General features: G+C 65.0%; 35 protein-coding genes. 4 read left to right on the top strand and 31 right to left on the bottom strand.

The features are described from left to right. Positions 1-5: 5 nt before the first annotated feature. The 6 genes from HZZ13_RS31530 to HZZ13_RS31505 all read right to left on the bottom strand — a co-directional run bounded on the left by HZZ13_RS31530 (position 6) and on the right by HZZ13_RS31505 (position 7,113). Positions 6-269: an EscU/YscU/HrcU family type III secretion system export apparatus switch protein gene (locus HZZ13_RS31530; protein ID WP_025036968.1), complete on the bottom strand. Its 264-nt coding sequence runs from the start codon at positions 267-269 to the stop codon at positions 6-8. Further along, the gene (gene fliK / locus HZZ13_RS31525; RefSeq protein ID WP_197963347.1) at positions 266-1,852 is read right to left on the bottom strand and encodes a flagellar hook-length control protein FliK; all 1,587 of its coding nucleotides are present in this window, start codon (positions 1,850-1,852) and stop codon (positions 266-268) included. The genes HZZ13_RS31530 and fliK overlap by 4 nt, the downstream gene beginning before the upstream one ends. 57 nt (positions 1,853-1,909) lie before the next feature. Beyond that, positions 1,910-2,698, bottom strand: a complete 789-nt coding sequence (locus tag HZZ13_RS31520) for an ATP12 family chaperone protein (protein WP_197963346.1) — start codon at positions 2,696-2,698, stop codon at positions 1,910-1,912. Positions 2,699-3,108: 410 nt separating this feature from the next. Next, positions 3,109-4,323 (bottom strand): RluA family pseudouridine synthase, encoded by a 1,215-nt coding sequence (locus HZZ13_RS31515; protein WP_197963345.1) that lies wholly within the window; start codon positions 4,321-4,323, stop codon positions 3,109-3,111. Between the two features lie 52 nt (positions 4,324-4,375). Beyond that, positions 4,376-5,713, bottom strand: a complete 1,338-nt coding sequence (locus tag HZZ13_RS31510) for a replication-associated recombination protein A (protein ID WP_197963344.1) — start codon at positions 5,711-5,713, stop codon at positions 4,376-4,378. Beyond that, entirely contained in the window at positions 5,710-7,113 is a 1,404-nt protein-coding gene (locus tag HZZ13_RS31505; RefSeq protein ID WP_197963343.1) for a DegQ family serine endoprotease, read from the bottom strand. The genes HZZ13_RS31510 and HZZ13_RS31505 overlap by 4 nt, the downstream gene beginning before the upstream one ends. Before the next feature lie 314 nt (positions 7,114-7,427). On the opposite strand from HZZ13_RS31505, the gene HZZ13_RS31500 reads away from it, so the two are divergent. Continuing rightward, positions 7,428-9,041: an OprO/OprP family phosphate-selective porin gene (locus tag HZZ13_RS31500; protein ID WP_197963342.1), complete on the top strand. Its 1,614-nt coding sequence runs from the start codon at positions 7,428-7,430 to the stop codon at positions 9,039-9,041. 41 nt (positions 9,042-9,082) lie between these two features. Here HZZ13_RS31500 and HZZ13_RS31495 read toward each other — a convergent pair whose 3' ends face one another. Further along, the gene (locus tag HZZ13_RS31495; protein ID WP_197963341.1) at positions 9,083-9,457 is read right to left on the bottom strand and encodes a winged helix-turn-helix transcriptional regulator; all 375 of its coding nucleotides are present in this window, start codon (positions 9,455-9,457) and stop codon (positions 9,083-9,085) included. Between the two features lie 122 nt (positions 9,458-9,579). On the opposite strand from HZZ13_RS31495, the gene HZZ13_RS31490 reads away from it, so the two are divergent. The 3 genes from HZZ13_RS31490 (at position 9,580) to HZZ13_RS31480 (ending at position 13,187) form a co-directional block, all read left to right on the top strand. Beyond that, entirely contained in the window at positions 9,580-10,593 is a 1,014-nt protein-coding gene (locus tag HZZ13_RS31490) for a zinc-binding alcohol dehydrogenase family protein (protein WP_197963340.1), read from the top strand. Between the two features lie 96 nt (positions 10,594-10,689). Next, positions 10,690-12,183, top strand: coding sequence for an amidase (locus tag HZZ13_RS31485; RefSeq protein ID WP_197963339.1), 1,494 nt, complete (start codon positions 10,690-10,692; stop codon positions 12,181-12,183). Between the two features lie 26 nt (positions 12,184-12,209). Continuing rightward, the gene (locus tag HZZ13_RS31480; protein ID WP_197963338.1) at positions 12,210-13,187 is read left to right on the top strand and encodes a Bug family tripartite tricarboxylate transporter substrate binding protein; all 978 of its coding nucleotides are present in this window, start codon (positions 12,210-12,212) and stop codon (positions 13,185-13,187) included. Positions 13,188-13,195: 8 nt separating this feature from the next. Here the strand turns inward: HZZ13_RS31480 and HZZ13_RS31475 are convergent, their stop codons facing one another. From HZZ13_RS31475 to rpsS, 24 genes are all read right to left on the bottom strand, one after another. Next, positions 13,196-13,492, bottom strand: coding sequence for a DUF1330 domain-containing protein (locus HZZ13_RS31475; protein WP_197963337.1), 297 nt, complete (start codon positions 13,490-13,492; stop codon positions 13,196-13,198). A gap of 10 nt (positions 13,493-13,502) precedes the next feature. Next, complete coding sequence (locus HZZ13_RS31470) at positions 13,503-14,291, bottom strand: SDR family NAD(P)-dependent oxidoreductase (protein WP_197963336.1); 789 nt, start codon at positions 14,289-14,291, stop codon at positions 13,503-13,505. A 243-nt stretch (positions 14,292-14,534) separates the two neighbouring features. Next, complete coding sequence (gene rplQ / locus HZZ13_RS31465) at positions 14,535-14,951, bottom strand: 50S ribosomal protein L17 (RefSeq protein WP_080137232.1); 417 nt, start codon at positions 14,949-14,951, stop codon at positions 14,535-14,537. A gap of 145 nt (positions 14,952-15,096) precedes the next feature. Beyond that, positions 15,097-16,128 (bottom strand): DNA-directed RNA polymerase subunit alpha, encoded by a 1,032-nt coding sequence (locus HZZ13_RS31460; RefSeq protein WP_036011050.1) that lies wholly within the window; start codon positions 16,126-16,128, stop codon positions 15,097-15,099. Between the two features lie 114 nt (positions 16,129-16,242). Further along, positions 16,243-16,632 (bottom strand): 30S ribosomal protein S11, encoded by a 390-nt coding sequence (rpsK, locus tag HZZ13_RS31455; RefSeq protein ID WP_007603045.1) that lies wholly within the window; start codon positions 16,630-16,632, stop codon positions 16,243-16,245. Between the two features lie 131 nt (positions 16,633-16,763). Next, positions 16,764-17,132: a 30S ribosomal protein S13 gene (gene rpsM / locus HZZ13_RS31450; protein ID WP_027574068.1), complete on the bottom strand. Its 369-nt coding sequence runs from the start codon at positions 17,130-17,132 to the stop codon at positions 16,764-16,766. Positions 17,133-17,319: 187 nt separating this feature from the next. Beyond that, positions 17,320-18,186 (bottom strand): adenylate kinase, encoded by an 867-nt coding sequence (locus tag HZZ13_RS31445; RefSeq protein ID WP_197963335.1) that lies wholly within the window; start codon positions 18,184-18,186, stop codon positions 17,320-17,322. A gap of 263 nt (positions 18,187-18,449) precedes the next feature. Next, entirely contained in the window at positions 18,450-19,781 is a 1,332-nt protein-coding gene (secY, locus tag HZZ13_RS31440) for a preprotein translocase subunit SecY (protein ID WP_197963334.1), read from the bottom strand. A 148-nt stretch (positions 19,782-19,929) separates the two neighbouring features. Then, on the bottom strand, positions 19,930-20,415 hold the full coding sequence (gene rplO / locus HZZ13_RS31435; protein WP_025036983.1) for a 50S ribosomal protein L15: 486 nt from the start codon (positions 20,413-20,415) through the stop codon (positions 19,930-19,932). A 75-nt stretch (positions 20,416-20,490) separates the two neighbouring features. Then, positions 20,491-20,685: a 50S ribosomal protein L30 gene (gene rpmD, locus HZZ13_RS31430; protein ID WP_025036984.1), complete on the bottom strand. Its 195-nt coding sequence runs from the start codon at positions 20,683-20,685 to the stop codon at positions 20,491-20,493. Between the two features lie 25 nt (positions 20,686-20,710). Further along, the gene (rpsE, locus tag HZZ13_RS31425) at positions 20,711-21,307 is read right to left on the bottom strand and encodes a 30S ribosomal protein S5 (RefSeq protein ID WP_014494507.1); all 597 of its coding nucleotides are present in this window, start codon (positions 21,305-21,307) and stop codon (positions 20,711-20,713) included. Positions 21,308-21,354: 47 nt separating this feature from the next. Beyond that, positions 21,355-21,717, bottom strand: a complete 363-nt coding sequence (gene rplR, locus HZZ13_RS31420; protein ID WP_024342458.1) for a 50S ribosomal protein L18 — start codon at positions 21,715-21,717, stop codon at positions 21,355-21,357. Positions 21,718-21,728: 11 nt separating this feature from the next. Then, on the bottom strand, positions 21,729-22,262 hold the full coding sequence (gene rplF, locus HZZ13_RS31415; RefSeq protein ID WP_197963333.1) for a 50S ribosomal protein L6: 534 nt from the start codon (positions 22,260-22,262) through the stop codon (positions 21,729-21,731). A 16-nt stretch (positions 22,263-22,278) separates the two neighbouring features. Further along, positions 22,279-22,677 carry a 30S ribosomal protein S8 gene (gene rpsH / locus HZZ13_RS31410; protein WP_024342456.1) on the bottom strand — a complete coding sequence of 133 codons (399 nt, stop codon included), beginning with the start codon at positions 22,675-22,677 and terminating at the stop codon, positions 22,279-22,281. 14 nt (positions 22,678-22,691) lie between these two features. Next, positions 22,692-22,997, bottom strand: coding sequence for a 30S ribosomal protein S14 (gene rpsN, locus HZZ13_RS31405; protein WP_100234744.1), 306 nt, complete (start codon positions 22,995-22,997; stop codon positions 22,692-22,694). A gap of 46 nt (positions 22,998-23,043) precedes the next feature. Beyond that, on the bottom strand, positions 23,044-23,601 hold the full coding sequence (gene rplE, locus HZZ13_RS31400) for a 50S ribosomal protein L5 (protein WP_197963332.1): 558 nt from the start codon (positions 23,599-23,601) through the stop codon (positions 23,044-23,046). After that, positions 23,594-23,908: a 50S ribosomal protein L24 gene (gene rplX / locus HZZ13_RS31395; RefSeq protein ID WP_197963331.1), complete on the bottom strand. Its 315-nt coding sequence runs from the start codon at positions 23,906-23,908 to the stop codon at positions 23,594-23,596. Before rplX ends, rplE begins: the two co-directional genes overlap by 8 nt. Then, positions 23,908-24,276, bottom strand: a complete 369-nt coding sequence (gene rplN, locus HZZ13_RS31390; RefSeq protein WP_007603030.1) for a 50S ribosomal protein L14 — start codon at positions 24,274-24,276, stop codon at positions 23,908-23,910. Before rplN ends, rplX begins: the two co-directional genes overlap by 1 nt. Positions 24,277-24,360: 84 nt before the next feature. Continuing rightward, positions 24,361-24,609, bottom strand: a complete 249-nt coding sequence (rpsQ, locus tag HZZ13_RS31385; RefSeq protein ID WP_024342452.1) for a 30S ribosomal protein S17 — start codon at positions 24,607-24,609, stop codon at positions 24,361-24,363. Between the two features lie 13 nt (positions 24,610-24,622). Next, on the bottom strand, positions 24,623-24,829 hold the full coding sequence (gene rpmC, locus HZZ13_RS31380; RefSeq protein ID WP_157280557.1) for a 50S ribosomal protein L29: 207 nt from the start codon (positions 24,827-24,829) through the stop codon (positions 24,623-24,625). 5 nt (positions 24,830-24,834) lie between these two features. Continuing rightward, complete coding sequence (gene rplP, locus HZZ13_RS31375; protein WP_008136349.1) at positions 24,835-25,248, bottom strand: 50S ribosomal protein L16; 414 nt, start codon at positions 25,246-25,248, stop codon at positions 24,835-24,837. 30 nt (positions 25,249-25,278) lie between these two features. Next, the gene (gene rpsC, locus HZZ13_RS31370; protein WP_061876881.1) at positions 25,279-26,004 is read right to left on the bottom strand and encodes a 30S ribosomal protein S3; all 726 of its coding nucleotides are present in this window, start codon (positions 26,002-26,004) and stop codon (positions 25,279-25,281) included. Positions 26,005-26,021: 17 nt separating this feature from the next. Further along, the gene (gene rplV, locus HZZ13_RS31365) at positions 26,022-26,408 is read right to left on the bottom strand and encodes a 50S ribosomal protein L22 (RefSeq protein ID WP_008549264.1); all 387 of its coding nucleotides are present in this window, start codon (positions 26,406-26,408) and stop codon (positions 26,022-26,024) included. 10 nt (positions 26,409-26,418) lie between these two features. Continuing rightward, positions 26,419-26,697 (bottom strand): 30S ribosomal protein S19, encoded by a 279-nt coding sequence (rpsS, locus tag HZZ13_RS31360; RefSeq protein ID WP_008136357.1) that lies wholly within the window; start codon positions 26,695-26,697, stop codon positions 26,419-26,421. Positions 26,698-26,700: the final 3 nt, after the last annotated feature.

The raw sequence follows: 26,700 nt of genomic DNA, 5'->3' as shown, positions 1-26,700 counted from the left end.
ACAGGTTACCGTCCCCGGCCCGACAGCCGCAGCACGAACACCAGCACCTCGGCGACGGCCTTGTAGAGATCCGGCGGGATCTCGTCGCCGAGCTCGACCTTCGACAGCGCGCCGGCCAGGACCTCGTTCTCCTCGATCGGGATGTCGTGAGCCTTGGCGATCTCGACGATCTTTTCGCCGATCGTGCCCTTGCCCTTGGCGACGACGACGGGCGCGCCAGATCCCTTCTCGTAATGCAGCGCAATCGCGAGCTTGGACGGATCGCTCATGTGGCGCGATCCAGGAAGTGGCCGGCGCGGGCCGGCGCCGGTTGCGGCGGCGTGCCGTCGCGGACCACGATATCACCGGGCTTGAGCTCGGCCTTCGCCAAGGCCTGGCTGAGCTCACCGATGCCGGCGCGGAGCTGCTGCGCGGTGGCCGGCCGCTCCGCCCACATCCGTACGAAGGTCTTGTCGCCGTTCAGCGTGATCAGCGCATGCACGGGCCCGGCCGGCTCGACATTGAGCGAGAAGCGCGCGCGCCAGGCACGCTGGGCGGGATCGGCGGAGTCATTGCCGCCATCACGCGAGATCTCGAACTGCGCCATCGCGGTCCCTTGCGGGGTCGCGAACGGAATCTCGAAATTCCACTGCGGCACGGCCGGATCGGTGCGGTGGCCGCTGGCGTCGGCGCTATCGGGGAGCGAGGCAATTTGCAACAGCGTCTGCCGCGCGATCGCGGCATCGGTGTCGTCGAGCAGACGATGCACGGTCGCAGCCAGCGGCGTGTCCGGCGCGAGCGAGGGCGCGGCGATGGACTGAGGCGCCGGCAGCGCACCGCGGACTGGTGGAGGTGTCGGGTGTGCGGCGGCCTCGAAGACATGGGAATCTGGCACGGCCTTGTTGGCGCCCGGCACGTTGCCGGTCAGGCGCGGCAGGTTCTGGGCGGCTTCCTGCAAGAGGCTCGCGGCAAGGCCTGCCGACATGGTGCGCGGCATCGCCGGGTGTTGCATGTCGGCGAGCATTGCGGCCGCGGGATTGGTGTTGCGTGGCTGCTGGGCGATTTCGGGAGCGATCGACGGCGACGCGGCCTGTGCGACCTCGGCCGCTCGCTGAGTTGGCGCGGCAGCGACCGTGGTGCTGGCCGGGATGGATCCGCCCTGGCTCTGCGGTGCGGCCGTCTGGATCGTGGCCAGCGTCTGGCGCAATACCAGCAGCGCTGCTTTCAAATCCGGAACGGCGCCGGAAGGCGGCGTTTTGCCTGCAGCCAGCGAAGCCTCGAGGAACAATCCCGACTTCTGGAAAGCGGATTCGATGTTGTCTCCGTCGAGGGCGGTGTTGAGCGGCGTCTGCTGCGCCAGCACGTCGAGCACCGCCTGCTTCAGCCCTGCGGGCAGATCGCTGCCGGTGACGACCGACGCCAGATTGGCGAACAGCGGCGCCTGGCTGCCCTGCCTGGTCGCAGCCTCCGTAGATGCGGACGTGACGGCAGCTTGTTCCATCGGCGTCAGCGCGGCGCGTGGCGCGCTTGCCGATGGCGCAAGCGGCGGGCTCTCAATCAGCGAGGCTGCGCGCGGCATCAGCGTGATCTGGTCGCCGGCCGGCTCGCCTGCCCCGCTCATGACCGCGAGGCGAATGGTGCCGTTGCTCTGCGAGACCGCGAGCTGGAGATTCTGCCCCGGCGTGAGTGCCACCTCCGACATCACGTCCATCGACAGGTTGGCGATCGCGATCCGCACCAGATTGTCGGCGAGCACGCTGACCACCCTGGCATCGACGACACTGCCGGCTTGAAGCACGAGATCCGGCGTCGCCGCATCAGCCGGGCGGCTGGCGGCGTTGACGGGAGCGATGGAGGTGACCGGCGTCGGCATCTCGGCAAGCCCTTAGGGAATGCCGGCTACCGTAACCGCCGCCTCGTAAACCTCTCGTTAAGGGATGGCCGACTGCTTCACCGCCGCCAGAACCGTCACAGCGGCCTGGAAATCCTTCAGACGGGCGGCGCGGCGCACAGCCGCCTCCTCGTCCACGCCCCATTGCTCCACGTTCCAGTCCTCATCGACATGGGCGGCGGCCCAGACCTGGTCGGCATCGCGCACGCCCTGGGCCAGCGCCAGCGCCAGCAGCGCCGAGCCGGTAAGGGTGGTCACCATGTGGAGCGCGGCGACCGACCAGGCATCGCCGGGCAGCGCGGCCCGTGCAGCCTTCACCGCCTCGTCCGGCTGCTTCACGTGCATGACGCCTTCGGACAGGATGAAATGCGCCCCCAGCGTCTCCGCCGCCCAGAACAGCACGGGATCCCAATGCGCCGCCTCCCGGGCGACCAGTCCCTCCGGATGGCCGGCACGATAGAACAGCAAGTCAGACTCGAAGTATTTGGCGAGGTCGTCGCTGACGTCGTCGACGCGGTCGACGACGCCCTCGAGCACGCTGTTGGCGATGCGCGTCAAGGGCATGGTCACGGGATCGATCGTGTCACCCTGGGCGGCCCATTCCGCGGCGACGCTATCTGCGAGCGCGCGCGTCGGAATCACCACCTGGCGACCGGACGGCGTGCGGATCGGCTTGCCGTCGAGGGTGATGGCAAAGCCCCCCTCTGCGTCGGCGATGCCGGCGTCCTTGTAGAAGCGCTTACGCAGCGGCGTGCGTGCGGACGCCCGCGCCGACTCCTGGGGATCCGGCGCGGGCTGCCTTGCTGCTTCTTCAAACAATTCGCGCATGTCGGTTCTTCCGATCCTATCGTCAGACAAATTACCCGCATCGTCCTGGCCCCGCCAGCACGACGAGACATGCGGCTAGTTCGCACAGCTACGCGCATAAGTGCCGCGATCGGCCGGACCCAGTCCTGCGGCTGCAGCGAGGCACTTCGTGACGCGATCGCTGAAGCAGTTGCGCGGGAGCGGCTGGGTAATTATAGCGCGGCGGCGCGTCGAATTGCGGAACCTTTGGCACCTCGATCTTCGGCGGCGGTGGCGGCGCAGGCAGCGGTGGAGCAAGCCGCGCGGCCTCCGGCGACAGATATTGTGTGTGGGCAGGCTGCCCTACGAACAGCGCGACCAAAAGCACAAAGCAGATCGACACTCGTCTCATGGGGGGCATGTCGTGCGCCTGCCGCCCCTGTTCAACCTCACTATTCTTCCGGCGCGTTCTCGATCGGATCAAATCTGGTTGCGTCCAGCCCCAGCAGGTTCCACGACTGCTGCATGTGCGGCGGCAACGGCGCGGTGGCGTCGATCACGCCGCCGCGCGGATGCGGGATGACGATGCGGCGTGCGAGCAGATGCAGCCGGTTCTGCAGGCCACCCGGCAGCTGCCAGTTCTCGATGTTGAAATACTTGGGATCGCCGACGATGGGATGGCCGATATGGGCCATGTGGGCGCGCAGCTGGTGGGTGCGGCCCGTCACCGGCTTCAGCGACACCCAGGTCAGCTTGTTGCCGGCGGTCTCGACCACGGCGTAGTACGTCACGGCGTGGCTCGCGCCCTCATCGCCATGCTGGGCGATGCGCATGATGGTGTCGTCCTCGCCCTCCTCCTTCGCGAGGAAGGTCGAGATGCGGCCCTGCTTCGGCTTCGGCAGGCCCGGCACCAGGGCCCAATAGACCTTGCGTGCCGAGCGCGAGCGGAACGCGCCGGTCAGATGCGATGCGGCAAAGCGCGTCTTGGCGATCAAGAGACAGCCCGAGGTCTCGCGATCGATACGGTGGACGAGACGCGGCTTCTGGCCCTTGGCATCGCGCATCACCTCCAGCATCTGGTCGATGTGCCGCGTCATGCCCGAGCCGCCCTGCACGGCAAGGCCGGCGGGCTTGTTCAGGACGAGGACGTCGTCGTCCTCCCAGATCGTCATCTCCTTCAGCGCCTTGAGCGTCTTCTGCGCAGCCTCCGACAGTTCGCCGACCGCCTTTGGTGCGTCGAGCTTGAGCGGCGGAATGCGGACGCTCTGGCCCTCCTCCAGCCGGTCCTTGCTGTCGACGCGCTTGCCGTCGACGCGCAGCTCGCCTTTGCGGACGACGCGCTGGATGTGAGAGAACGACAGGCCGGGAAAGCGCGCTTCCAGGAAACGGTCGACGCGCATGTTGTTCTCGTCGGCCGTAACGGTGACGGTCTGCACCTTGGTCGGCAGCAGCGCCTCGACGGACTTTTCAGGGGCCGGCCGTTCCTGGACCGCTTTGGGCGGACGCCGCCCGGCGCGCTCGCCGACAAAGCGCGGCGGCTTACTACCGGGCTTGCCACCCGGACGCGGCCCGGCCTTCTTCGCGCTGCGCGCCTGATGCGGGCGCGAGTCGTCGCGCTCGTCACGCGAACGCGGCTTTGGGTTCATTCTCTTGATGCGGCGGCTCATGGTTGCCTGCGTACCCTAAAAGCAGCCTTCCGTCACGACGAAATGGCCGCTTCTAGGGCGCCCCGCCCCGCTCCTTGCGCAGCTTGGCCCAGTAATCCAGCCGCTTCCTGATCTCGCGCTCGAAGCCGCGCTCGGGCGGGTCGTAGAAGGTCTGGCGGCCGAGGGCCTCCGGGAAGTAGTCCTGGCCGGAGAAGGCGTCGGGCGCGTCGTGGTCGTACTCGTAGCCGGATCCGTATCCTTCCGACTTCATCAGCTTGGTCGGGGAATTGAGGATGTGTTTTGGCGGCAGCAGCGAGCCGGCCTGCTTGGCTACCTGCATCGCGGTGCCGAAGGCAGTGTAGACCGCATTCGATTTCGGCGCGGTGGCGAGATAGACCACGGCCTGCGCGATGGCGAGCTCGCCCTCGGGATGGCCGAGGAAGTCGAACGCATCCTTCGCCGCATTGGCGATGACGAGCGCCTGGGGATCGGCAAGGCCGATGTCCTCGACCGCCATGCGCACGACGCGGCGGGCCAGGAACAGCGGGTCCTCGCCGGCATCCAGCATGCGCGCGAGGTAATACAGCGCCGCATCGGGATCGGAGCCGCGCACCGACTTATGTAGCGCCGAGATCAGATTGTAGTGGCCATCGGCCGATTTGTCGTAAATCGGCGCGCGGCGCTGCAGGATCTCCTGCAGCTGCGCGGCATTGAAAATCTCGTCCGCCCGCGCCGAACGCCAGACCTCTTCGGCGAGCGTCAACGCCGCACGGCCATCGCCGTCGGCCATGCGCACCAGCACCGCGCGCGCCTCCGCATCGAGCGGCAGCTTCCTGCCCTCGACGGCTTCGGCATGCACGAACAGCTTTTCGATCGCGGCGGCATCCAGCGAGCGAAACACCAGCACGCGCGCACGCGAGAGCAACGCCGCGTTGAGCTCGAAGGACGGGTTCTCGGTGGTGGCGCCGACCAGGACGACCGTGCCGTCCTCCATCACGGGCAGAAAAGAATCCTGCTGGGCGCGGTTGAATCTGTGCACCTCATCGACGAACAGCAGCGTGCCCTTGCCCATCTCGCGGCGGGCCCGCGCGGCATCGAACGCTTTCTTGAGGTCGGCGACGCCGGAGAACACCGCGGAGATCTGCTCGAAATGCAGATCCGTCGCGTCGGCCAAGAGCCGCGCCACCGTGGTCTTGCCGGTGCCGGGTGGACCCCAGAATACCAGCGAGCCGAGCGTGCGCGTCTCCAGCATGCGCGTCAGCGCCCCGTCCGGGCCGAGAATGTGGTCCTGGCCGACGACTTCGGAGAGCGTGCGCGGGCGCAGCCGGTCCGGCAGCGGATGCGGAGCATCGTGATCGAGCCCCGCCGCGGCAAAGAGAGTTGGCGTCTCCTTTGGTCGCTTCGGACTCATCCGCCCAGCGTGACGTTGATCTGCTGGCCGCCGCGCACCAGCGTGATGCGCCAGATCCGCGACCGCTCGCCCGCGGCCTTCTCGAGGTCGCCGGTCTTGCTGATCTTCTGGTTGTTGACGGCGAGGATGATGTCGCCCTTCTGGAATCCGACACTCGCGGCAGCGGTATCGCTGCCGATGTCGGTGATCACGACACCTTCGGTGTCGGCATCCAGACGCAGCTCATCGGCGACGGCCGGCGTGATGGTCGAAACCTTCGCGCCCTGGAACGGCGAGCGCGCGGTGACGACGAGCTCGTTGCGTCCGATGTCGGGCGCGGTTTCCAGCGCCACCGTGAGCTTCATCGACTTGCCGCCACGCTGCACGTCGAGCTGCGCGGTGCCGCCGAGCGGACGGGTCGCGAAGCGATAGTCGAAGGCGTTGGGATCATCCACGGTCTGGCCGTCGATCCCGGTGATGAGGTCGGAGGATTTCAGGCCGGCTTTCGCCGCCGGACCATTCGACACCACGCTCGCGACCAGCGCACCCGTCGGCGAGCGCAGGCCGAGACTCTCGGCGATCTCGGGCGTCACCGCCTGCAATTTTGCTCCTAACCAGGGACGCTTCACCGCCTTGCCGCCGCTCTTGGCGGAGGCGACGACGACGCGCACCATGTTGGCAGGAATTGCAAAGCCGATGCCTTGCGAGCCGCCGGAGCGCGAATAGATCGCGGTGTTGATGCCGGCGAGCCGGCCGCTCATGTCGACCAGCGCGCCGCCGGAATTGCCGGGATTGATCGCCGCATCGGTCTGAATGAAGAACTGATAGTCGGTGATGCCGACTTGAGTGCGCGCCAGCGCCGAGATGATGCCGTGGGTCACGGTCTGGCCGACGCCGAAGGGATTGCCGATCGCGAGCACGACGTCGCCAACCAGGAGTTCATCGGAATTGGTGAAGTCGAGCGTCGGGAACTTCTCCCTGCTGTCCTTCAGGCGCAGCACGGCGAGATCGGTTCGGGAATCCTTGAGCAGGATCTCGGCCTCGAATTCGCGCTTGTCCGACAGCGACACCTTCACCTGGTCGGCGCCCTCGATGACGTGGACGTTGGTGACGACGAGGCCGGAGGCATCGACGATGACGCCGGAGCCGAGCGAGCGCTGCATCTGCTCGGGCTGCTGGCCCGGCACGCCGAAGAAGCGGCGGAAGATCGGATCGTCCAGCAGGGGATTGCGGTTCTGCACCACCTTTGCGGCATAGACGTTGACGACCGCCGGCTGCACCCGCTGCACGATCGGCGCATAGGACATCCGCAGCTCGGCCGGCGACGGCGGGACCCGACGGTCCTGCGCAGCGGTCGGATTGAAGGTGGCCAAGGCTACGCACAGCGCCGTAACGGCGGCAGTCCAGGTCGCTCGAAACATTCCTACCTCTTGGAAAAGACGCCGGAATATAAGCGCGTTCGCCCCCCAATAGAAGGGCGCCCGAGGGCAATATTCGACCCCTTCGCCGGCCTGTCCGGAATGCAAACGTGCCGTGCGAATCTGCAATATACCCGGCCGGCCGATTGGCATGATGTGCATCATCTTGCATGGTGGTGTGAAGCGGATTCGGTTGCGGCGAATTTGCATCAGTGGGAACCCACGCAACCGATCGCAGCGTCGCGGGGCAGTCATCGATCACACCTAGGCTCTCCGTTCGCGACTTGGGGAAAACAGTCAGATGATGGAGGCGTAACGTGAGCAGAACAAGAATTGCGGCCACCGCGATTGGTCTCGCCGGCGCGCTGGCGGCCTCGCAGGCCCATGCCCAATCGGCAAGCAGCAGCGAGCAGGAGATCGCGCTGCTGAAGCAGCAGTTGAAGATGCTCGAGCAGAAGCTCGACAAGCTGCAGAGCCAGACCGCGGCGAACACGGCAGCCGCGGCAAAGACAAAAGCCGAAGCCAAGGCTGAGGCCAAGGCCGAGGCGCGTGCGGAGGCAAAGGCCGCAGTTGCCAATGCCAACGCGGCAATCCCCGTCAAGGGACCCGCGCCGGCATCCGGCGTCGTCGTGACGATGCCGAACAACCGGCCGACGATTTGCACCGCCGACCAGGCCAACTGCGTCGCCATCACCAGCCGCCTGCATTGGGATGTCGGCGGCTATGACTATCGTCCCAACACCGCGGCGACGGTGCCGCAGAAGCTCGACAGCGGCGAGAACGTCCGCCGCGCGCGCATCGGCGTCACCGGCAAGTTCTTCAACGACTGGAATTTCGCGCTGGTCTACGATTTCGGCGGCTCGTCCGACGGATTTGGCGGTACAGCTCCGGGATCGCTGCCGGGCGGCGGCGTGTCCGGCGTCGAGAACGCCTATCTCAGCTATACCGGCCTGAAGCCGTTCGGCGGCAGGATGGCGATCGAGGCCGGCATCATGGATCTGCCATACACACTCGACGAAGCGACGAGCTCGAACGACATCATGTTCATGGAGCGCGCCTCGCCTGGCGTGATCGCGACCAACATCGCCGCCGGTGACTTCCGTTCGGCAGCCGGTGCACGCTGGTTCAACGACCAGCTCTGGATCGGCGGCTATGTCACGGGACCCTCGACCGGCGCGATCCATTCCGCCTCGAGCGCGGCGCCGGCGGGCACCAGCGAGCAATATGGCGCCGTGGCGCGCGTGGCCGGCAATCCCATCAGCGGCAAGGACTATTCGGTGCATATCGGCGCCGATGCGCAATGGCTGATCCAGCCGCCGCGCAATCTCATTGCCAACACGCAGACGGTCACGTTGAGCGATCGCCCGGAATTGCGGCTCGACCCGACCACGCTGATCTCGACCGGCGCCATCGCCAATGTCTCGGGCGCGCAGGTCTATAGCATCGAGGCGGCGGCGACCTACGGCCCGTTCATCGTCCAGGGCGAGTATTTCTGGTACAATGTCGATCGCACGGCCAACGCCGCTGTGCCACTGACGGGCGCACCGAGCCTGAAATTCCAGGGCGGCTACGCGCAGGCCGGCTACGTGCTGACCGGCGAAGGCCGCACCTATAACGCGGCCAACGCGGCCTATAATGGGGTCAAGCCGGCGCATCCGTTCTCGCTCGACGGCGGCGGCTGGGGCGCGTGGGAGATCGCCGGACGCTTCTCGACGATCGACCTCAACGATCAGCTCGCGACAGCGAGCGGCGTCGCAGGCGGCCGGCAGACCGTCTATACGCTTGCGCTCAACTGGTACGTCAACGGCAACGTGCGCTTCATGCTCGACTATTTGCACGGCACGGTGTCGCGACAGGCCTCGCCGATTTCGACCGCCGACGTCGGCTCGAAGTTCGACGCGGTCGCGATGCGCACGCAGTTCGCGTTCTGAGACGCGCTCAGCCGGGAGCGGCAGGGTCCGCTCCCGGCTACTCACGCCGCACGCTTCTTCTTCACGACCTCGGGCGGCGGCGCGCAGGACAGCCGTTCCTGGTGGCTCTCGCCCCAGGCCTTCAGGATGTCGATGACGGGTCTCAGGCTCTCGCCCAGCTCGGACAGGCAATACTCCACGCGCGGCGGCACCTCGGCATAGACCTTGCGGATGACGAGCTTGTCTTCCTCCAGCGCGCGCAGCTGCTTCGTCAGCATGCGCTGGGTAATGCCGGGCATCCGGCGGCGCAATTCGCCGAAGCGCTGGGTGCCGCTCTGCAGGTGGTAGAGGATCACGCCCTTCCACTTGCCGTCGATCAGATCCAGCGTGGCCTCGACCGAGCAGCCGGGACGACGGGTAAAATTGCGGCGTTTCATGCGGGTTTTCCCAATAGTATCCAAACAGGGACTATATCCCCGAATTTACAGTACTTGCCAAATCGGAGCCAGAGCGACAGTTAGGACAGCGGGCGAACAAAGCCATCTGATGGAGACACGCCATGAAAGCCGTCGGCTACAAGAAATCGCTTCCGATCGAAGACGCGAATTCACTGTTCGATTTCGAGACCGCTAAACCCGAACCCAAAGGACGCGACATCCGCGTCGCGGTAAAAGCGATCTCCGCGAACCCGGTCGACTATAAGGTGCGCAAGCGCGCCGCTCCGCCCGAGGGCGAGACCAAGATCCTCGGCTATGACGCGGCCGGCGTGGTGGATGCGGTCGGGACCGAGGTCACTCTGTTCAAGCCGGGCGACGAAGTGTTCTACGCCGGCTCGATCCTGCGTCAGGGCACCAATGCCGAATTCCACCTGGTCGACGAGCGCATCGTCGGCAACAAACCGAAGAGCCTATCGTTCGCGCAAGCCGCCGCTCTTCCCCTCACCTCCATCACCGCCTGGGAATTGCTGTTCGACCGGCTCGGCGCGGTGCCGGGCAAGAGCGTCGATCCGCGCACCCTCTTGATCACGGGCGGCGCCGGCGGCGTCGGCTCGATCCTGATCCAGCTCGCCCGGCGCCTCACCGGCCTGACGGTGCTTGCCACCGCCACGCGGCCGGAGTCGCAAAAATGGTGCCTCGACCTCGGCGCGCATGCGGTGATCGACCATGGCAAACCGATGAAGGAGCAGATCGAGAAATTGAAGCTGCCGCCGGTCGCGCTGGTCGCGAGCCTGACCTTCACCGACCAGCACTACAAGGCGATCGCGGAGTTCATGGCCCCGCAAGGCAAGTTCGGCCTGATCGACGATCCGCCCGAGTTCACCATGAGCGCGTTCAAAGGCAAGGCCATCTCGGTGCACTGGGAATCGATGTTCACGCGCTCCTCGTTCCAGACGCCTGACATGATCGCGCAGCATCATTTGCTCAATGATGTGGCCGACCTCATCGACAAGGGCGTGTTGCGCACCACGCTCGACCAGACCTTCGGCACGATCAACGCCGCCAACCTCAAGCGCGCGCACGCGCTGCTGGAGAGCGGCAAATCGCGCGGCAAGATCGTGCTGGAGGGGTGGTAGGCTTGGCACTCCGCCTGGATTGAGGCATCGTGCGTCTGCGGTCCGGGAAAAGAGGACCGACCCCGCCCACCGGGACCAGCAACAAGCAGATTGATGATGTCCGAACCATGCGACCTGTCGGCGGTCGCGGCACGCGCGCTGATTGGCCAACGCAAGCTATCCCCGGTCGAGCTGACGGATAGCTGCATCCGCCGCATCGAAGCGGTCGATCCGGCGGTCAACGCCGTCGTTGCGCGCTCGTTCGAAACGGCGCGCAAGACCGCGCGCGAGCGCGAGGTCGCCGTGATGCGCGGTGAAACCCTCGGCGCCGTGCATGGGCTGCCGCTCGGTGTCAAAGACCTGATCGACGCGGAAGGATTGCCGACCAGCTTCGGCAGCGTGCTGTTCGCGGACAACGTCGCCAGGCAGGACGAGGCCATCGTCGCGATGCTCAAGCGCGAGGGCGCGATCGTCATTGGCAAGACGAACGTGCCGGAATGGGGCGCCGGCGGCAACACGCGCAACGCCGTGTATGGCGCGACCGGCAATCCCTTCGATCCCAATCGATCCGCCGCCGGTTCGTCGGGGGGATCGGCGGTCGCACTCGCCACTGGCATGGTGCCGCTCGCGACCGGATCCGATACCGGCGGCTCGGTGAGGAATCCGGCATCCTTTTGCGGCGTGGTCGGCTTCCGGCCCTCTCCCGGACTGATCGCCAGCAACAGCCGCAACATGGCCTGGCTGCAGATCTCGCAGCTCGGGCCGATGGCGAGAACCGTGTCGGACGTTTGCCTGATGCTGTCCTGCATGCTGGATCGTGACGCCCGCGATCCGTTGTCGGCGATCCTTCATGCCGGCGGTGCGCCTTCGCCGGCGCTCTATCGCAATCCACCGCGCGTCGATCTCTCCGCGCTCCGCATTGCTGCAACCAGCGATTTCGGCTTTGCGCCAACCGAGGGGGCGGTCGCCCGCGCCTTCAGACAGAAGCTCAATTCGTTCGAAACGGTATTTCGCAGGGTCGAATGGGCTCATCCTGATTGCACCGGCGCGGACGAGGTGTTCAGCATCCTGCGCGCCGTCGCATTTCTCGGCCGCCACCGCGAGCTCGTGGAGAAGTTTCCGGACAAGGTCGGGCCCAACGTTCGCGACAACGTTGCGGAGGGGCTTGGCTATTCCGCTGCCGACGTGGCGCGTGCGCTTTCGATGCAGACCGAACTTTACCGGCGCTGGCAGACCTTCTTCGCGGATCACGATTTTATTGTCGCGCCCGCGGTCACGATCAGCCCGCGGCCATGGTCGGAGCTCTATCCAGCCGAGATCGACGGCCGGCCAACCAGGAGCTACTTCCACTGGCTCGCGCTCGCCTATGCTGTCACCAATGTCGGCCATCCCACCGTCGCAATCCCGGCCGGACGCGACGACGCCGGCCTGCCGTTCGGCATCCAGGTGATCGGCCCGCGCGGCGGCGATCTCGCCACGCTCGCGGCCGCGCGCGAAATCGAGGCGGTACTCGCCACCAATCCGGATACCGCCCGCCCTGTTCCCGACATTGCGTGGCTTGCCAGGCAGCCGCCGATTGCGGACAAGCCGGGATTTCTCGCCTTCGATTGAAACGTCACCTGCGGAAAAACGACACGATGAAAACAACATTCCTGACGCTGGCGCTCGCCGCAATCGGCTCGATCAGTGTCAACGCGCTCGCAACCGCGCAATCGACCTATCCCGAGAGATCCCTGCAATTGATCGTCCCGTTCCCGCCGGGCGGAGCCTCCGACGTGGTGGCCCGCATCATCGGCGGCGAGCTCGAAGCGCGACTCGGCAAGCCCGTCATCATCATGAACCGTCCCGGCGGGGGCACCACGATCGCGGCCAAGGAGGTCGCACGCGCGGCGCCCGACGGATACACTCTGTTCTTCAGCTCGAACTCAAGCTTCACCTTGCCGGCCGCCGTGAAGGAGAGCGTTCCTTATGACGCGGCCAAGGATTTCGAGCCGCTCGGTCGGGTCGGCAAGATCACCCTGGCGCTGGTCACCTACAAGGACAATCCGGTCAAGGATCTGCCGGCACTGGTCGCGGAGGCAAAGGCCAATCCGGACAAGCTGTCGCTGGCCTCCTTCGGCGTCGCGACGGTGTCGCATTTCGCCGGCGAGTTGTTCAAGTCGAACGCCGGAATCAAGATGGTCCACCTGCCCTACAAGGGCAGCGCGCCGGCGATGAACGATCTCATCGGCAAGCACATTCAGTACCATGTCGACACCATGATCGCCGTGAAGCCGCAGATCGAGGCCGGCGCCGTCAAGGTGATGGCGGTGTTCTCGAGCCAGCGCACACCATTCCTGCCCGACGCACCGACATTGGCTGAGCTCGGCTATCCCGCCATCGACTTCTCGTCATGGGGCGCGGTGGTCGCGCCCAAGGGGCTGCCGCCACCGGTTCGCGACAAGCTCACGGCGACGCTGGAGGAGATCATCAACAACCCCTCCGTCGCGGAGCGCTTCGTCAAAGTCGGCTTCGAGCCCGGCTTCGCACGCTTCGACGACTGGGCCGGTGCGGTGACCAAAGAGACGGCCGAGATGAAGGACATCGCGCAGAAAGCAGGAATCAAAGACGAGTAGCCGGCCGTCTACGGCGTCAATACGCCTTCGACAAACAGCAGCCTGCGCTGCAGCGCGCTCGCGCGCAGCTCCAGGGCCTCAGCATACTCGGCCGAGGCGTACCACTCCTTGAGCTGCGCCATCGTCGGGAACTCCACGATGACGATGGCCTTCGGTGCTGGACCGCCCTCCAGCAGCTCGGCCTGGCCGCCGCGGACGAGATAACGGCCGCCGTACTGCGCGATCGTCTTGGCGGCCAAGGCGCGATAGGCCTCGAACGCAGCGGGATCGCGCGCCTCGACCTCGGAGATCACATAGGCCGCCATGCGCATCGCCTCAGGCGATCGTGTTGACGATGCCGCCTTCCGCGCGCAGGGCTGCGCCGTTGGTGGCGGATGCCTCCTTCGAGGCGACATAGACCACCATGTTGGCGATCTCGTGGACGCTGGCGAAGCGCTGCAGCAGCGAGCTCGGGCGATGCTGCCTGACGAAATTGGCCGCGGCCTCGTCCACGGACTGGCCATTTTGCCTGGCGAGATCCTTGACGAACGTCTCGACGCCTTCCGACATGGTCGGGCCCGGCAGCACGGAATTGACGGTGACGCCGGTGCCAGCGGTGAGCTGCGCCAAGCCGCGCGCGACGGACAGCTGGGCCGTCTTGGTCATGCCGTAATGGATCATCTCGACGGGAATGTTGAGCCCGGATTCCGAGGAGATGAAGACGATGCGGCCCCAATTGCGTGCGAGCATGCCCTTCATGTACGCGCGTGAGAGCCGCACCCCGCTCATCACATTGACCTCGAAGAAGCGGCTCCAGTCCTCGTCCGGAATGTCGAAGAAATCCTTGGGCTCGAAGATGCCGGCATTGTTGATGAGGATGTCGACCTCGGGCAGCGCCGCAACGAGTGACTTGCAGCCTGCCGCGGTCGAGACGTCGGCCGCGATCCCGCGGACCTTGGCGCCTGTCCCTTCCAGCTTGCGTACCGCCGCATCGACCTTGTCCTGGCCGCGGCCGTTGATGACGACGCTGGCGCCGGAGGCGGCGAGGCCCTTGGCGGTGGCGTGGCCGATGCCGGCGGTCGAGCCGGTCACGAGGGCGGTCTTTCCGGAAAGGTCGATCTTCATGCGATATCTCCATGGATGTGCATGGAGATATCGGGCGCGCTCGATGGAGTGCAATCGGCGCTCACTCACGCGTGAGTGGCAAGGTGCTCGCGGGTCAGCCGAAGGCGTGGCCCAGCACACCATCTCGCGATTGCAGAAGCATGTGGGTTATGCTGAGCGGTTTGCGCTCCACGCAATCCGCGGCCTACGCAACAAAAAAGCGGCGCCGAAGGCGCCGCTTTTGAAACGTCATGCCGGTCCGGCTTACGCCGCCTCAGCTTCCTTCTCCTGCACCGGGCCGGAGTCCTGGCCCTTGGCGTCGACGTCGCGATCGACGAACTCGATCACGGCCATCGCGGCGTTGTCGCCGTAGCGGAAGCCGGCCTTGATGATGCGGGTGTAGCCGCCCTGGCGGTCCTTGTAGCGGGTCGCCAGCGTATCGAACAGCTTCTTGACCATGTCGACGTCGCGCAGCTCGGCGATGGCCTGACGGCGCAGCGACAGGCCGCCCTTCTTGCCGAGGGTGACGAGCTTCTCGACGATCGGGCGAAGCTCCTTGGCCTTGGGCAGCGTGGTGACGATCTGCTCGTGCTTGATCAGAGCGGCCGCCATGTTGGCGAACATCGCCTTGCGGTGCTCGGCCGTGCGGTTGAGCTTCCGATGAACCTTGCCGTGACGCATGTGTGTAGTCCTTCTTCGATTGTGTCGCGGTGGTTCAGCGACTGGTTTTCAGGTGGGCTTCCTGCGTTCGCCCTAGGTTGCGATTGGCGAATGGTGAGTAGCGAATAGTTCTTCCCCTATTCGCCACTCCCGACTCGCCATTCGCTCAGTAATGATCCTCGAAGCGCTTGGCGAGCTCGTCGATGTTCTCCGGCGGCCAGCCCGGCACTTCCATGCCGAGGTGCAGACCCATCTGGGCCAGCACTTCCTTGATCTCGTTCAGCGACTTGCGGCCGAAGTTCGGGGTGCGGAGCATTTCCGCCTCGCTCTTCTGCACGAGGTCGCCGATGTAGACGATGTTGTCGTTCTTCAGACAGTTGGCCGAACGCACCGACAGCTCGAGCTCGTCCACCTTCTTGAGGAAGGCCGGGTTGAAGGCGAGGTCCGGGATGATCTCCTGGGCGACTTCCTTGCGCGGCTCTTCGAAGTTGACGAACACGTTGAGCTGGTCCTGCAGGATGCGGGCGGCGTAGGCCACCGAGTCATCCGGCGTGATCGCGCCGTTGGTCTCGATCGTCATGGTCAGCTTGTCGTAGTCGAGGATCTGGCCCTCGCGGGTGTTCTCGACCTTGTACGAGACCTTGCGGACCGGCGAGTACAGGCTGTCGACCGGGATCAGGCCGATCGGCGCGTCCTCGGGACGGTTGCGCTCGGCGGGCACGTAGCCCTTGCCGGTCGAGACCGTGAACTCCATGCGGATCTCGGCGCCCTCGTCGAGCGTGCAGATCTGCAGATCGGGATTGAGCACGACCACATCGCCGACGGTCTGGATGTCGCCGGCGGTGACGACGCCCGGGCCCTGCTTCTTCACGACCATGCGCTTGGGGCCTTCGCCCTGCATCTTGATCGAGATGTCCTTGATGTTCAGCACGATGTCGGTGACGTCCTCACGGACGCCCGCGATCGAGGAGAACTCGTGCAGCACGCCGTCGATGTGCACCGATTGCACCGCCGCGCCCTGGAGCGAGGAGAGCAGGATGCGGCGCAGCGCATTGCCGAGGGTCTGGCCGAAGCCACGCTCGAGCGGCTCGGCGACGATGGTCGCGAAACGCGAGGAATCGCTGCCGGGCGTGACCTGGAGCTTGTTCGGTCGAATCAGTTCTTGCCAATTTTTCTGGATCGTCACTGTTTCACCCATACAGGCCAGTCAATTTGACGGTGCAAATACTGGCGTTGGAGAAAGGCCGCAGATCCTGCCTGCGGCTTCTTGCAAAGTCACTGCGGGCGCCGACGCGCCCGCAGCTCGTCAAAATCAAACGCGCCGGCGCTTGCGGGGACGGCAACCGTTGTGCGGGATCGTGGTCACGTCGCGGATCGAGGTGACGGTGAAGCCGGCGGCCTGGAGCGCGCGGAGCGCCGATTCGCGGCCCGAACCGGGACCGGCGACCTCGACTTCCAGCGTGCGCATGCCGTGCTCCTGCGCCTTCTTCGACACGTCCTCGGCGGCGACCTGCGCGGCGTACGGGGTCGACTTGCGCGAGCCCTTGAAGCCCATCGTGCCGGCCGAAGACCAGGCGATCGTGTTGCCCTGCGCGTCGGTGATGGTGATGGTCGTGTTGTTGAACGACGAGTTCACATGCGCGACGCCGGAGGCGATGTTCTTGCGCTCACGACGACGAACGCGGGTGGCTTCCTTGCCCATTGAGTCCCTTTCCTGAAGATCTCAAACGCCGCCGTAATGCCAGCGGCTACACCTATGGAAGCGAATAGCGAGTAGCGAATGGCGAATAGGGAAGCCCCCTACTCGCCACTCGCCACTTCCAATTCGCCAGTTTACTTCTTCTTGCCGGCGATGGCCTTGGCCGGGCCCTTGCGCGTGCGCGCATTGGTGTGGGTCCGCTGACCGCGCACCGGCAGACCGCGACGATGACGCAGGCCGCGATAGCAGCCGAGGTCCATCAGACGCTTGATGTTGATGCCGACCTCACGACGCAGGTCGCCCTCGACGAGATAGTCGCGGTCGATGACTTCGCGGATCTGGAGCACTTCGGCGTCGCTCAGCTGATTGACGCGACGGTCCTCGGGGATCTTCACCTTCTCCATGATGTCACCGGCGATCTTCGGGCCGATGCCATGGATGTACTGAAGCGCGATCAGCACGCGCTTGTTGGTGGGAATGTTCACGCCGGCAATACGGGCCACGGCCTTCTCTCCTGTTGCCGATCCCTCGTCAGGAATCGGGCTTTAAGTGCTTGCTTTCTCGGGCAGGTGTTCACAAACGCGAACACGACGCCCACCCCCGGTCTTCCTGGGGCCCGGCATCGTCTGAAACTATCCGACTTGGATGCGGGGCTTATTAGGGGATTCCGGGGGCTTTCGTCAACCGCTGCTAGCGTTTGGTTCGCTTTTTCGTGACCTTTTTTGCGGCCTTTTTGGCACCCTTTTTGAGGGCCTTCTTGGCGGTCTTTTGGGCTGCTTTTTTGGCGGTCTTCTTGGTGGGTTTCTTGGCGCCCTTCGCAGCTTTCTTGGTCGCCTTTTTGGCGGTTTTGGCTGATTTGGCAGGCTTTTTAGCCGCCTTTGGGGGCGTTTTGGCCAATTTCTTTCCCGCCTTGGCCTTCTTGGCCGGCGCCGCCTTGGCGGCGCTCCGGGCATGCGTCTTGGGCTCGACCGCCCCCAAAGCCAGGAGCTGGCGGTGGATGGCGCGGGTGACCTCGTCGATGGCCATCATGCCATCGATGGTCGATAGCTTCCGCCGCTCGGAATAGTAGTGAATCAGCGGTTCCGTCTGGCTGCGATAGCTGGCCAGGCGCTTGGTCAGGACCTCCGGGGTGTCGTCGAGCCGGACCTCCTCGCCGCGCTCCCGCATCTGGGCGACGCGGGTCTCGACGCGGCTCAAGAGCGCGCTCTCGTTGACGCGGAGCTCGATCACGGCATCGAGCTTGAGATGCTTGCGCTTGAGCAACTCGTCCAGCGCCTCGGCCTGCGGCACGGTGCGCGGGAAACCGTCGAGGATGAAACCGTTCTTGGCGTCCGGCTGGTCGATGCGGTCGGAGATGATTCCCACCACGACGTCATCGGGCACGAGACCGCCGCTGGCCATGATCTCCTTGGCCTTCAACCCGACCGGGGTGCCGGCCGCAACCGCGGCACGCAGCATCTCGCCAGTCGAGAGCTGGACGATGCCATAGCGCTGCACCAAGAGCTGGGCCTGAGTCCCCTTGCCCGACCCCGGCGGTCCCAGAAGTATAATTCTCATCGGCGTACGCCCCCCGGCTTGGTGAGCGATACGTCGCGCACCTGTGTTTGAAGATCGAGAATAGTGCAAACCACAATCAGCGCCGCACCACCACCCATATCATAGGGGAGTGAACGGGCGGACGCCAAGAAGGCTTTGAAATCAGGGATTGCGCGCACCGAGAGCCGCTCGGCGGATGCGGCCGACAGCCCCGCCGACAGCGGTAACGGTCGCCGCACTCTGCTCGCACCGCGATTCGGCGGGGCATTTGCGCCGCGGATACGTTAGCGGCGGCGGCCCCGCAGCTTGGACTTGCGGATCAGACCTTCATACTGGTGCGCCAGCAGATAGCCTTGCACCTGCGCCACCGTGTCCATGGTGACGCTGACGACGATCAGCAGCGAGGTGCCGCCGAAATAAAACGGCACCGAGGCGTAGGAGATCAGGATTTCCGGGATCAAGCAGACGATGGCGAGATAAATCGCACCCAGGACCGTGATGCGCGACAGCACGTAGTCGATGTATTCCGCGGTGCGTTCGCCCGGGCGAATGCCCGGAATGAAGCCGCCGTGCTTCTTCAGATTGTCCGCGGTCTCGGTCGGGTTGAACACGATCGCGGTGTAGAAGAAGGCGAAGAACACGATCAGCCCCAGATACATGATCAGGAACAGCGGACGGCCATGGCCGAGCTGGGTGGTGATCCACTGCAGCCATTCCGGCCCGCTCCCCGTGTTGAAGTTCGCGACCGTCGTCGGCAAAAGGAGCAGCGAGGATGCGAAGATCGGCGGGATCACGCCGGAGGTGTTGAGCTTGAGCGGCAGATGCGAGGACTGGCCCTCGAACATCTTGTTGCCGACCTGGCGCTTCGGATACTGGATCAGAAGCCGGCGCTGGGCGCGCTCCACGAAGACGATGAAGGCGATCACGACGACGGCCATGATGATGACGACCAGGATCAGGCCGGTCGACATCGCACCCTGACGGCCGAGCTCGAGCATGCCGGCGAGCGCCGCCGGCAGCTCGGCGACGATGCCGGCGAGAATGATCAGCGAAATGCCGTTGCCGATGCCGCGCGAGGTGATCTGCTCGCCGAGCCACATCAGGAACATGGTGCCGCCGGTCAGCGTGATCGCCGTGGACAGGCGGAAGAACATGCCGGGCTCGCTGACGACGTTGCCGGCACCTTCGAGGCCGACGGCGATGCCGTAGGACTGGAATGCGGCCAGGATGACGGTCAGATAGCGCGTGTACTGGTTCAGCGTCTTGCGGCCGGCCTCGCCTTCCTTCTTCAGCGCCTCGAGCTGCGGCGAGACGGTGGTGAGGAGCTGGATGATGATCGAGGCCGAGATGTACGGCATGATGTTCAGCGCGAAGATCGCCATGCGGTGGATGCCGCCGCCGGCGAACATGTTGAACATGCCGAGAATGCCGCCCGCCTGGGAGCGGAACACCTGCTCCCAGATGTTGGGATCGATGCCCGGCAGCGGGATATAGGTCCCGAGCCGATAAACGAGCAGCGCACCCAGGGTGAACCAGATGCGCTTCTTCAGTTCGTCGGCCTTGGCAAACGCGCCGAAATTGAGATTGGCTGCCAGTTGTTCCGCTGCAGAGACCATCTTGGACTTTCTCCCGCCGCCTGTTGCGCCGTCATGCCCGCGGCCGGGCTAGTTTAGCGGACGCCGGACATTATCTGGGGCTCGGCTTCGATAAGTCCACGTCCCGCATGCGTAAAGGCCCGCGCGCCGCGGGCCAATGACGCAGTTGTTACGCCGCCTCGCCTTCTTCCTTGGGCTGGGCGAGGATCTTCACCGAGCCGCCGGCCTTCTCGACCGCCGCGATCGCGGTCTTGCTGGCGCCGTGCACTTCGATGTTGAGCTTGGACTTGAGCTCGCCTCGGCCGAGCAGCCGCAGGCCGGCCTTGGCGCGGCGCAGCACGCCGCCCTTCACCAGGGCCTCGACGTTCACGACGCTGCCGGCGTCGATCTTCTTGGCGTCGACCGCTTCCTGGAGCCGGTCGAGATTGATCTCGGCGAACTCGACGCGGAAGATGTTGTTGAAGCCGCGCTTGGGCAGACGGCGATGCATCGGCATCTGGCCGCCTTCGAAACCCTTGATGCGCACACCCGAACGCGCGGTCTGGCCCTTGCCGCCGCGGCCGGACTGCTTGCCCTTGCCGGAACCGATGCCGCGGCCGACGCGCATACGCTTCTTGCGCGAGCCGGCGTTGTCGGCGATATCGCTGAGCTTCATCGCCCTTCTCCTTGTGTCTTGCGCACGATCTTCACCGAAAACCGCTTCCCGCTTTTCGGGACCGTGCGCCTTTGCTTACTTCTCGTCGATGATGCGGACGAGATGGTGAACCTTCTCGATCATGCCGCGGACCGCCGGGGTATCCGGCAGTTCGCTGGTGCGGCCGATCTTGTTGAGCTTGAGCCCGATCAGGGTCGAGCGCTGCGAGTGATGGCGGCGGATCGCGCTGCCGGTCTGCTCAACCTTGATCGTCTTTGCGGCCTTGGCCATGGGAGTCTACTCCGAAAAGCTTCCGTTAGTCGGCGGCCGCCTCGGCATCGCCGCCGATACGACGGGACTGGAGGGTGGACACCTTGATGTTGCGGCGGGCAGCGACCGAACGCGGCGAATCCTGATGCTTCAGCGCGTCGAAGGTCGCGCGCACCATGTTGTACGGGTTCGACGAGCCGATCGACTTCGCCACCACGTCCTGGACGCCGAGCGTCTCGAACACGGCGCGCATCGGGCCGCCGGCGATGATGCCGGTACCGGCCGGAGCGGCACGCAGATAGACACGGCCCGCGCCATGACGGCCGGCGATGTCGTGATGAAGCGTGCGGCCCTCGCGCAGCGACACCCGCGTCAGGTTGCGCTTGGCGGACTCGGTCGCCTTGCGGATCGCCTCAGGCACTTCGCGCGCCTTGCCGTGACCGAAGCCGGCGCGGCCCTTCTGGTCGCCGATCACGACCAGCGCTGCGAAACCGAAGCGCTTGCCGCCCTTGACGACCTTGGCCACGCGGTTGATGTGGACGAGCTTGTCGACGAACTCGCTGTCGCGCTCCTCGCGCTCCCTGCGTTCACGTCCGCCGCCGCGTTGATCGCGTCCACCACGTTGTTCGCGTTCAGCTGCCATGGTTTTTCCAATCCTTCAGAGGCTTACGCCTCAATCCTCAAATTCTGTTAGAAGCTCAGCCCGCTCTCACGCGCCGCGTCGGCGAGAGCCTTGACGCGCCCGTGATAGAGATAGCTGCCGCGATCGAACACGACTTCCTTGACGCCCTTCTCGGCGGCGCGCTCGGCCAGCAGCTTGCCGACCGCCTTCGCCGCATCGATGTCGGCGCCGGTCTTGCCGCCGTCGCGCATCGACTTCTCGAGCGACGAGGCAGAGGCCAGCGTCTCGCCTTTCAGGTCGTCGATGACCTGGGCGTAGATGTGCTTGGACGAACGGAACACCGACAGGCGCGGACGGCCGCCGGCGGAGCGGCGCAGCTTCAGCCGCACACTCCGCTTGCGCCGGGCATTCGTAACCTTGGCTTTGGACATGACCGGCTCCGTTACTTCTTCTTGCCTTCCTTGCGGAAGATGAATTCGCCCACATACTTCACGCCCTTGCCCTTGTAGGGCTCCGGCGGACGATAGGAGCGGATCTCGGCGGCGACCTGGCCGACGCGCTGAATGTCGCTGCCCGCCACCGTGATCTCGGTCGGCTTCGGCACGGTGATCGTGATCCCCTCGGGGATCGGATAGATCACGTCATGGCTGTAGCCGAGCGCGAGCTGCAGGTTCTTGCCCTGCATCGCGGCGCGATAGCCGACGCCCGTGATCTCGAGCTTCTTCTCGAAACCCTTGGTGACACCTTCGACCAGATTGGCGACCTGGGCGCGAGCGGTGCCGTACAGCGCCCGCGCGCGGTTGGTCTCGGTCCGCGGCTTGACCTTGACCTGGCCGTTCTCGAGCTTCACCTCGACGTCGTCGTGGACGATGAACTGAAGCTGGCCCTTGGGCCCCTTCATCTTGACGGTCTGGCCGTCGACGGTCGCGGTAACGCCCGACGGCACCGTCACAGGCTTTTTGCCAACACGTGACATGGATCGAAAATCCTTCTCAGAACACCGTGAAGAGGACTTCACCGCCCACATTCGCGTCGCGCGCGCTGTGGTCGGCCATGATCCCCTTCGGCGTCGACAACACCGAAATGCCGAGACCGTTATTCACCCGCGGCAGGTTCTTCACCGAGGCGTAGACTCTGCGCCCGGGCTTGGAAACGCGCTCAATCTCGCGAATGACGGGCTCGCCGTCGAAATATTTCAGCTCGATCTCGATCTCGCTGCGTCCCGAGGAGTGCTCGAGCGTGGCGTAACCGCGGATGTAGCCCTCGGCCTTCAGAACCTCGAGCACGTTCTCGCGCATCTTCGAGCCGGGCGTGGAGACCTTGGTCTTCGAACGCATCTGCGCGTTGCGGATACGGGTGATCAGATCGCTGATTGGATCGTGCGTAGACATCTAAACGACCCTCCTTACCAGCTGGACTTCACGAGGCCAGGGACCATGCCCTTGGAGCCAAGCTCGCGCAGCGCGATACGGGACAGCTTGTTCTTGCGATAGTTCGAGCGCGGACGGCCCGACAGCTCGCAGCGCATGCGGATGCGGGTCGCCGACGAGTTGCGCGGCATTTCCGCCAGCTTCAGCGTCGCGGCGAACCGCTCCTCCATCGGCAGCGTCTTGTCGGCGATGATCGCCTTCAACCGCTCGCGCTTGGCGGCGGCGTTCTTCACCATCCGCTTGCGCCGGTTGTTCTTCTCGACTGAACTCTTCTTTGCCATGCTTGGCTCCTGGGTATCCGCGTTTGAGAGGCTCTAACTCAGCGTCTCACTGCCGGAACGGGAAATTGAAAGCGGTCAACAAGGCCCTCGCCTCTTCGTCGGTCTTGGCCGTGGTGCAGACGGTAATGTCCATACCGCGGGCTTCCGTGACCTTGTCGAAGTCGATCTCGGGGAAAATGATGTGCTCCTTGATGCCGAGCGAGTAGTTGCCGCGGCCGTCGAAGCTCTTCGGGTTCAGACCGCGGAAGTCGCGCACGCGCGGCAGCGCGACGTTCACCAGGCGGTCGATGAACTCGTACATGCGGGCCTTGCGCAGCGTGACCTTGCAGCCGATCGGCTGGTTCTCACGCAGCTTGAAGGTCGCGATCGCGATGCGCGAATACGTGACGATCGCCTTCTGGCCGGCGATCTGGGTCAATTCGGCAGCGGCGGCCTCGGCCTTCTTACGGTCGTTGACGGAATCGCCAACGCCCATGTTCAGCACGACCTTGTCCAGGCGCGGAACCTGCATGACGTTCTCGTAACCGAACTTCTCGGTCAGAGCCGTGCGGATCTTCGCGTCATATTCCGCGCGCAGGCGCGGCGTGTAAGCGGCCTCAGCCATCGATCTCAGCTCCCGAGCTCTTGGCGATGCGGACCTTCTTGCCGTCCGCCAGAATCTTGAATCCGACGCGGGTCGGCTTTCCGTCCTTGCCGACATACGCGATGTTGGACAGGTGGATCGGCGCCTCTTTCGAGATGATGCCGCCCTCCTGGGCCTGCGTCTGCTTCTGGTGACGCTTGACCATGTTGATGCCGCGCACCAGCGCGGTGCCGGCGTCGGGGCGAACCTCGAACACTTCGCCGGTGCGGCCCTTGTCGCGGCCGGTCAGCACGACGACCCTGTCGCCCTTGCGGATCTTCGCAGCCATCACAGCACCTCCGGCGCGAGCGAGATGATCTTCATGTGGTTCTTGGCGCGCAGCTCGCGCGGCACGGGCCCGAAAATACGGGTGCCGACCGGCTCGGACTGGTTGTTGATCAGCACGGCGGCGTTGCGGTCGAAGCGGATGACGGAGCCGTCGGCGCGGCGGATGTCCTTGCGGACGCGCACCACGACGGCCTTCATCACGTCGCCCTTCTTCACCTTGCCACGCGGAATCGCTTCCTTGATCGACACGACGATGATGTCGCCGATCGTGGCGTAGCGGCGCTTGGAGCCCCCGAGCACCTTGATACACATGACACGGCGTGCGCCAGAATTGTCGGCCACGTCGAGGTTGGTCTGCATCTGAATCATTGATGCACCTCGTCCTCTTTCTCTTTGCGCCAGCCCAGCCGGCGCTCAACATTTCCCTGAAGTCAGTCGGCTAAAGCCAACAGATCAGGCGCTTTTCTTGTGTTCGCCCCGGATCACGACCCAGCGCTTCAACTTCGAAATCGGCTTGGTTTCCTCGATCCACACCATGTCGCCCGGCTTGAACTGGTTGCTCTCGTCGTGCGCGTGGTAGTTCTTCGAACGGCGGATCGTCTTCTTGTAGATCGGGTGCGTGAAGCGGCGATCGACGCGCACCACGATGGTCTTGGCTTGCTTGTCGCTGACGACCACGCCCTGCAAAGTACGTTTCGGCATCTTCGTAAGCCTCTTACTTCTTCTTCGCGCGCGTCTGCGCGGCGACGGTCTTGATCCGGGCGATGTCACGGCGGGCCTCGCGCAGGCGCGAGGTATTCTCGAGCTGCCCGGTGGCGCGCTGGAAGCGCAGGTTGAAGCGCTCCTTCTTCAGGTTCAGGATGGCCTCATCCTGCTGGTCGGGGCTCATCGCGCGGATGTCTTCGATCTTCATCTGGGCCATGGCCATTACTCCGCAATGCGCTCGACGAAGCGCGTCTTGATCGGCAGCTTGGCAGCCGCCAGGGTCAGCGCCTCACGCGCCGTCTGGGTGTTGACGCCGTCGATCTCGAACAGCACCCGGCCCGGCTTGACCCGCGCCACCCACAATTCCGGCGAACCCTTGCCGGAGCCCATGCGGACTTCGGCCGGCTTCTTCGACACCGGAACGTCGGGGAACACGCGGATCCAGACGCGGCCGGCACGCTTCATGTGGCGGGTCAGCGCGCGGCGGGCCGCTTCGATCTGGCGCGCGGTGACGCGCTCAGGCTCGGTCGCCTTCAGGCCGAACTGGCCGAACGCCAACGTCGCGCCCGAAGACGCGACGCCGTGGATGCGGCCCTTATGCGCCTTCCGGAACTTCGTTTTCTTAGGTTGCATCATGGCTTTGAGCCCTCAAATTCCTGTCTGGCCTTAGGCAGCGGCCGTCTCGCGGCGCTGACGGCCACCGCGATCGCCACTGCCGCCGGTCTCGCCTTCGGCCATTCTCTTGTCCTGGGCCATCGGATCGTGCTCGAGGATCTCGCCCTTGAAGATCCAGACCTTGACGCCGCAGGTGCCGAAGGTCGTGAACGCGGTCGCAACGCCGTAGTCGATATCGGCACGCAACGTGTGCAGCGGCACGCGACCTTCGCGGTACCACTCCATGCGCGCGATTTCCGCACCGCCCAGACGTCCCGAGCAGTTGATGCGGATGCCCTCCGCACCGAGACGCATCGCCGACTGCACGGCGCGCTTCATGGCGCGGCGGAACGCCACGCGGCGCTCGAGCTGCTGCGCGATCGACTCGGCCACCAGCGTCGCATCGAGCTCCGGCTTGCGGATCTCGACGATGTTGATGACGACGTCGGACGAGGTGATGTCCGCGACTTTCTTGCGCAGCTTGTCGATGTCGGCGCCCTTCTTGCCGATCACCACGCCCGGACGGGCCGAGTGGATGGTGACGCGGCACTTCTTGTGCGGACGCTCGATCACGATGCGGGCGACGGCCGCCTGCTTGAGCTCCTTGTGCAGGATCTCGCGGATCTTGACGTCCTCGTGCAGCAGCTTGCCGTATTCCTGCTTGCCGGCGAACCAGCGGGAATCCCAGGTCCGGTTGATGCCGAGACGCAGACCGATCGGATTGATCTTTTGACCCATCGTGTTCTCCTGCGCCCTTAAGCGGCGGCTTCAGCTTCGACCTGACGAACGATGATCGTCAGCTGCGAAAACGGTTTGTAGACACGGCCCGAGCGGCCGCGGCCGCGGGCGGCGAAGCGCTTCATCACGAGGCCGTTGCCGACGAAGGCCTGCGCCACGACGAGATCGTCGACGTCGAGGTCATGGTTGTTCTCGGCATTGGCGATCGCCGATTCCAGGCACTTCTTCACGTCGACCGCGATCCGCTTGCGCGAAAACTGCAGGTCGGCGAGCGCGGCAGACGCCTTCCGGCCGCGAATGAGCTGGGCGACCAGGTTGAGCTTCTGCGGGCTCACCCGCAGCATCCGGGCGACCGCCTTGGCCTCGTTGTCGGCGAGGCTCCGTTCGCGCTTAGGTTTGCTCATCGTTTAATCCTCAAGCCTTCTTGGCTTTCTTGTCGCCGGAGTGGCCATGGAAGGTCCGGGTCGGCGAGAACTCGCCGAACTTGTGACCGACCATTTCCTCGTTCACGGCCACCGGCACGTGCTTCTGACCATTGTAGACGCCGAAGGTCAGGCCGACGAACTGCGGCAGGATCGTCGAGCGACGGCTCCAGATCTTGATGACGTCGTGACGGCCGGACGCGCGGGCGGCATCTGCCTTCTTGAGCAGAGAACCCTCGACGAACGGGCCTTTCCAGACTGAACGAACCATGTC

The sequence above is a fragment of the Bradyrhizobium agreste genome (genome assembly GCF_016031625.1).
GTDB classification, from domain to species: Bacteria; Pseudomonadota; Alphaproteobacteria; order Rhizobiales; family Xanthobacteraceae; genus Bradyrhizobium; species Bradyrhizobium agreste.
The sequence above is the reverse complement of the archived record's forward strand: the minus strand, read 5'-3'. Positions and strand labels throughout refer to the sequence as shown.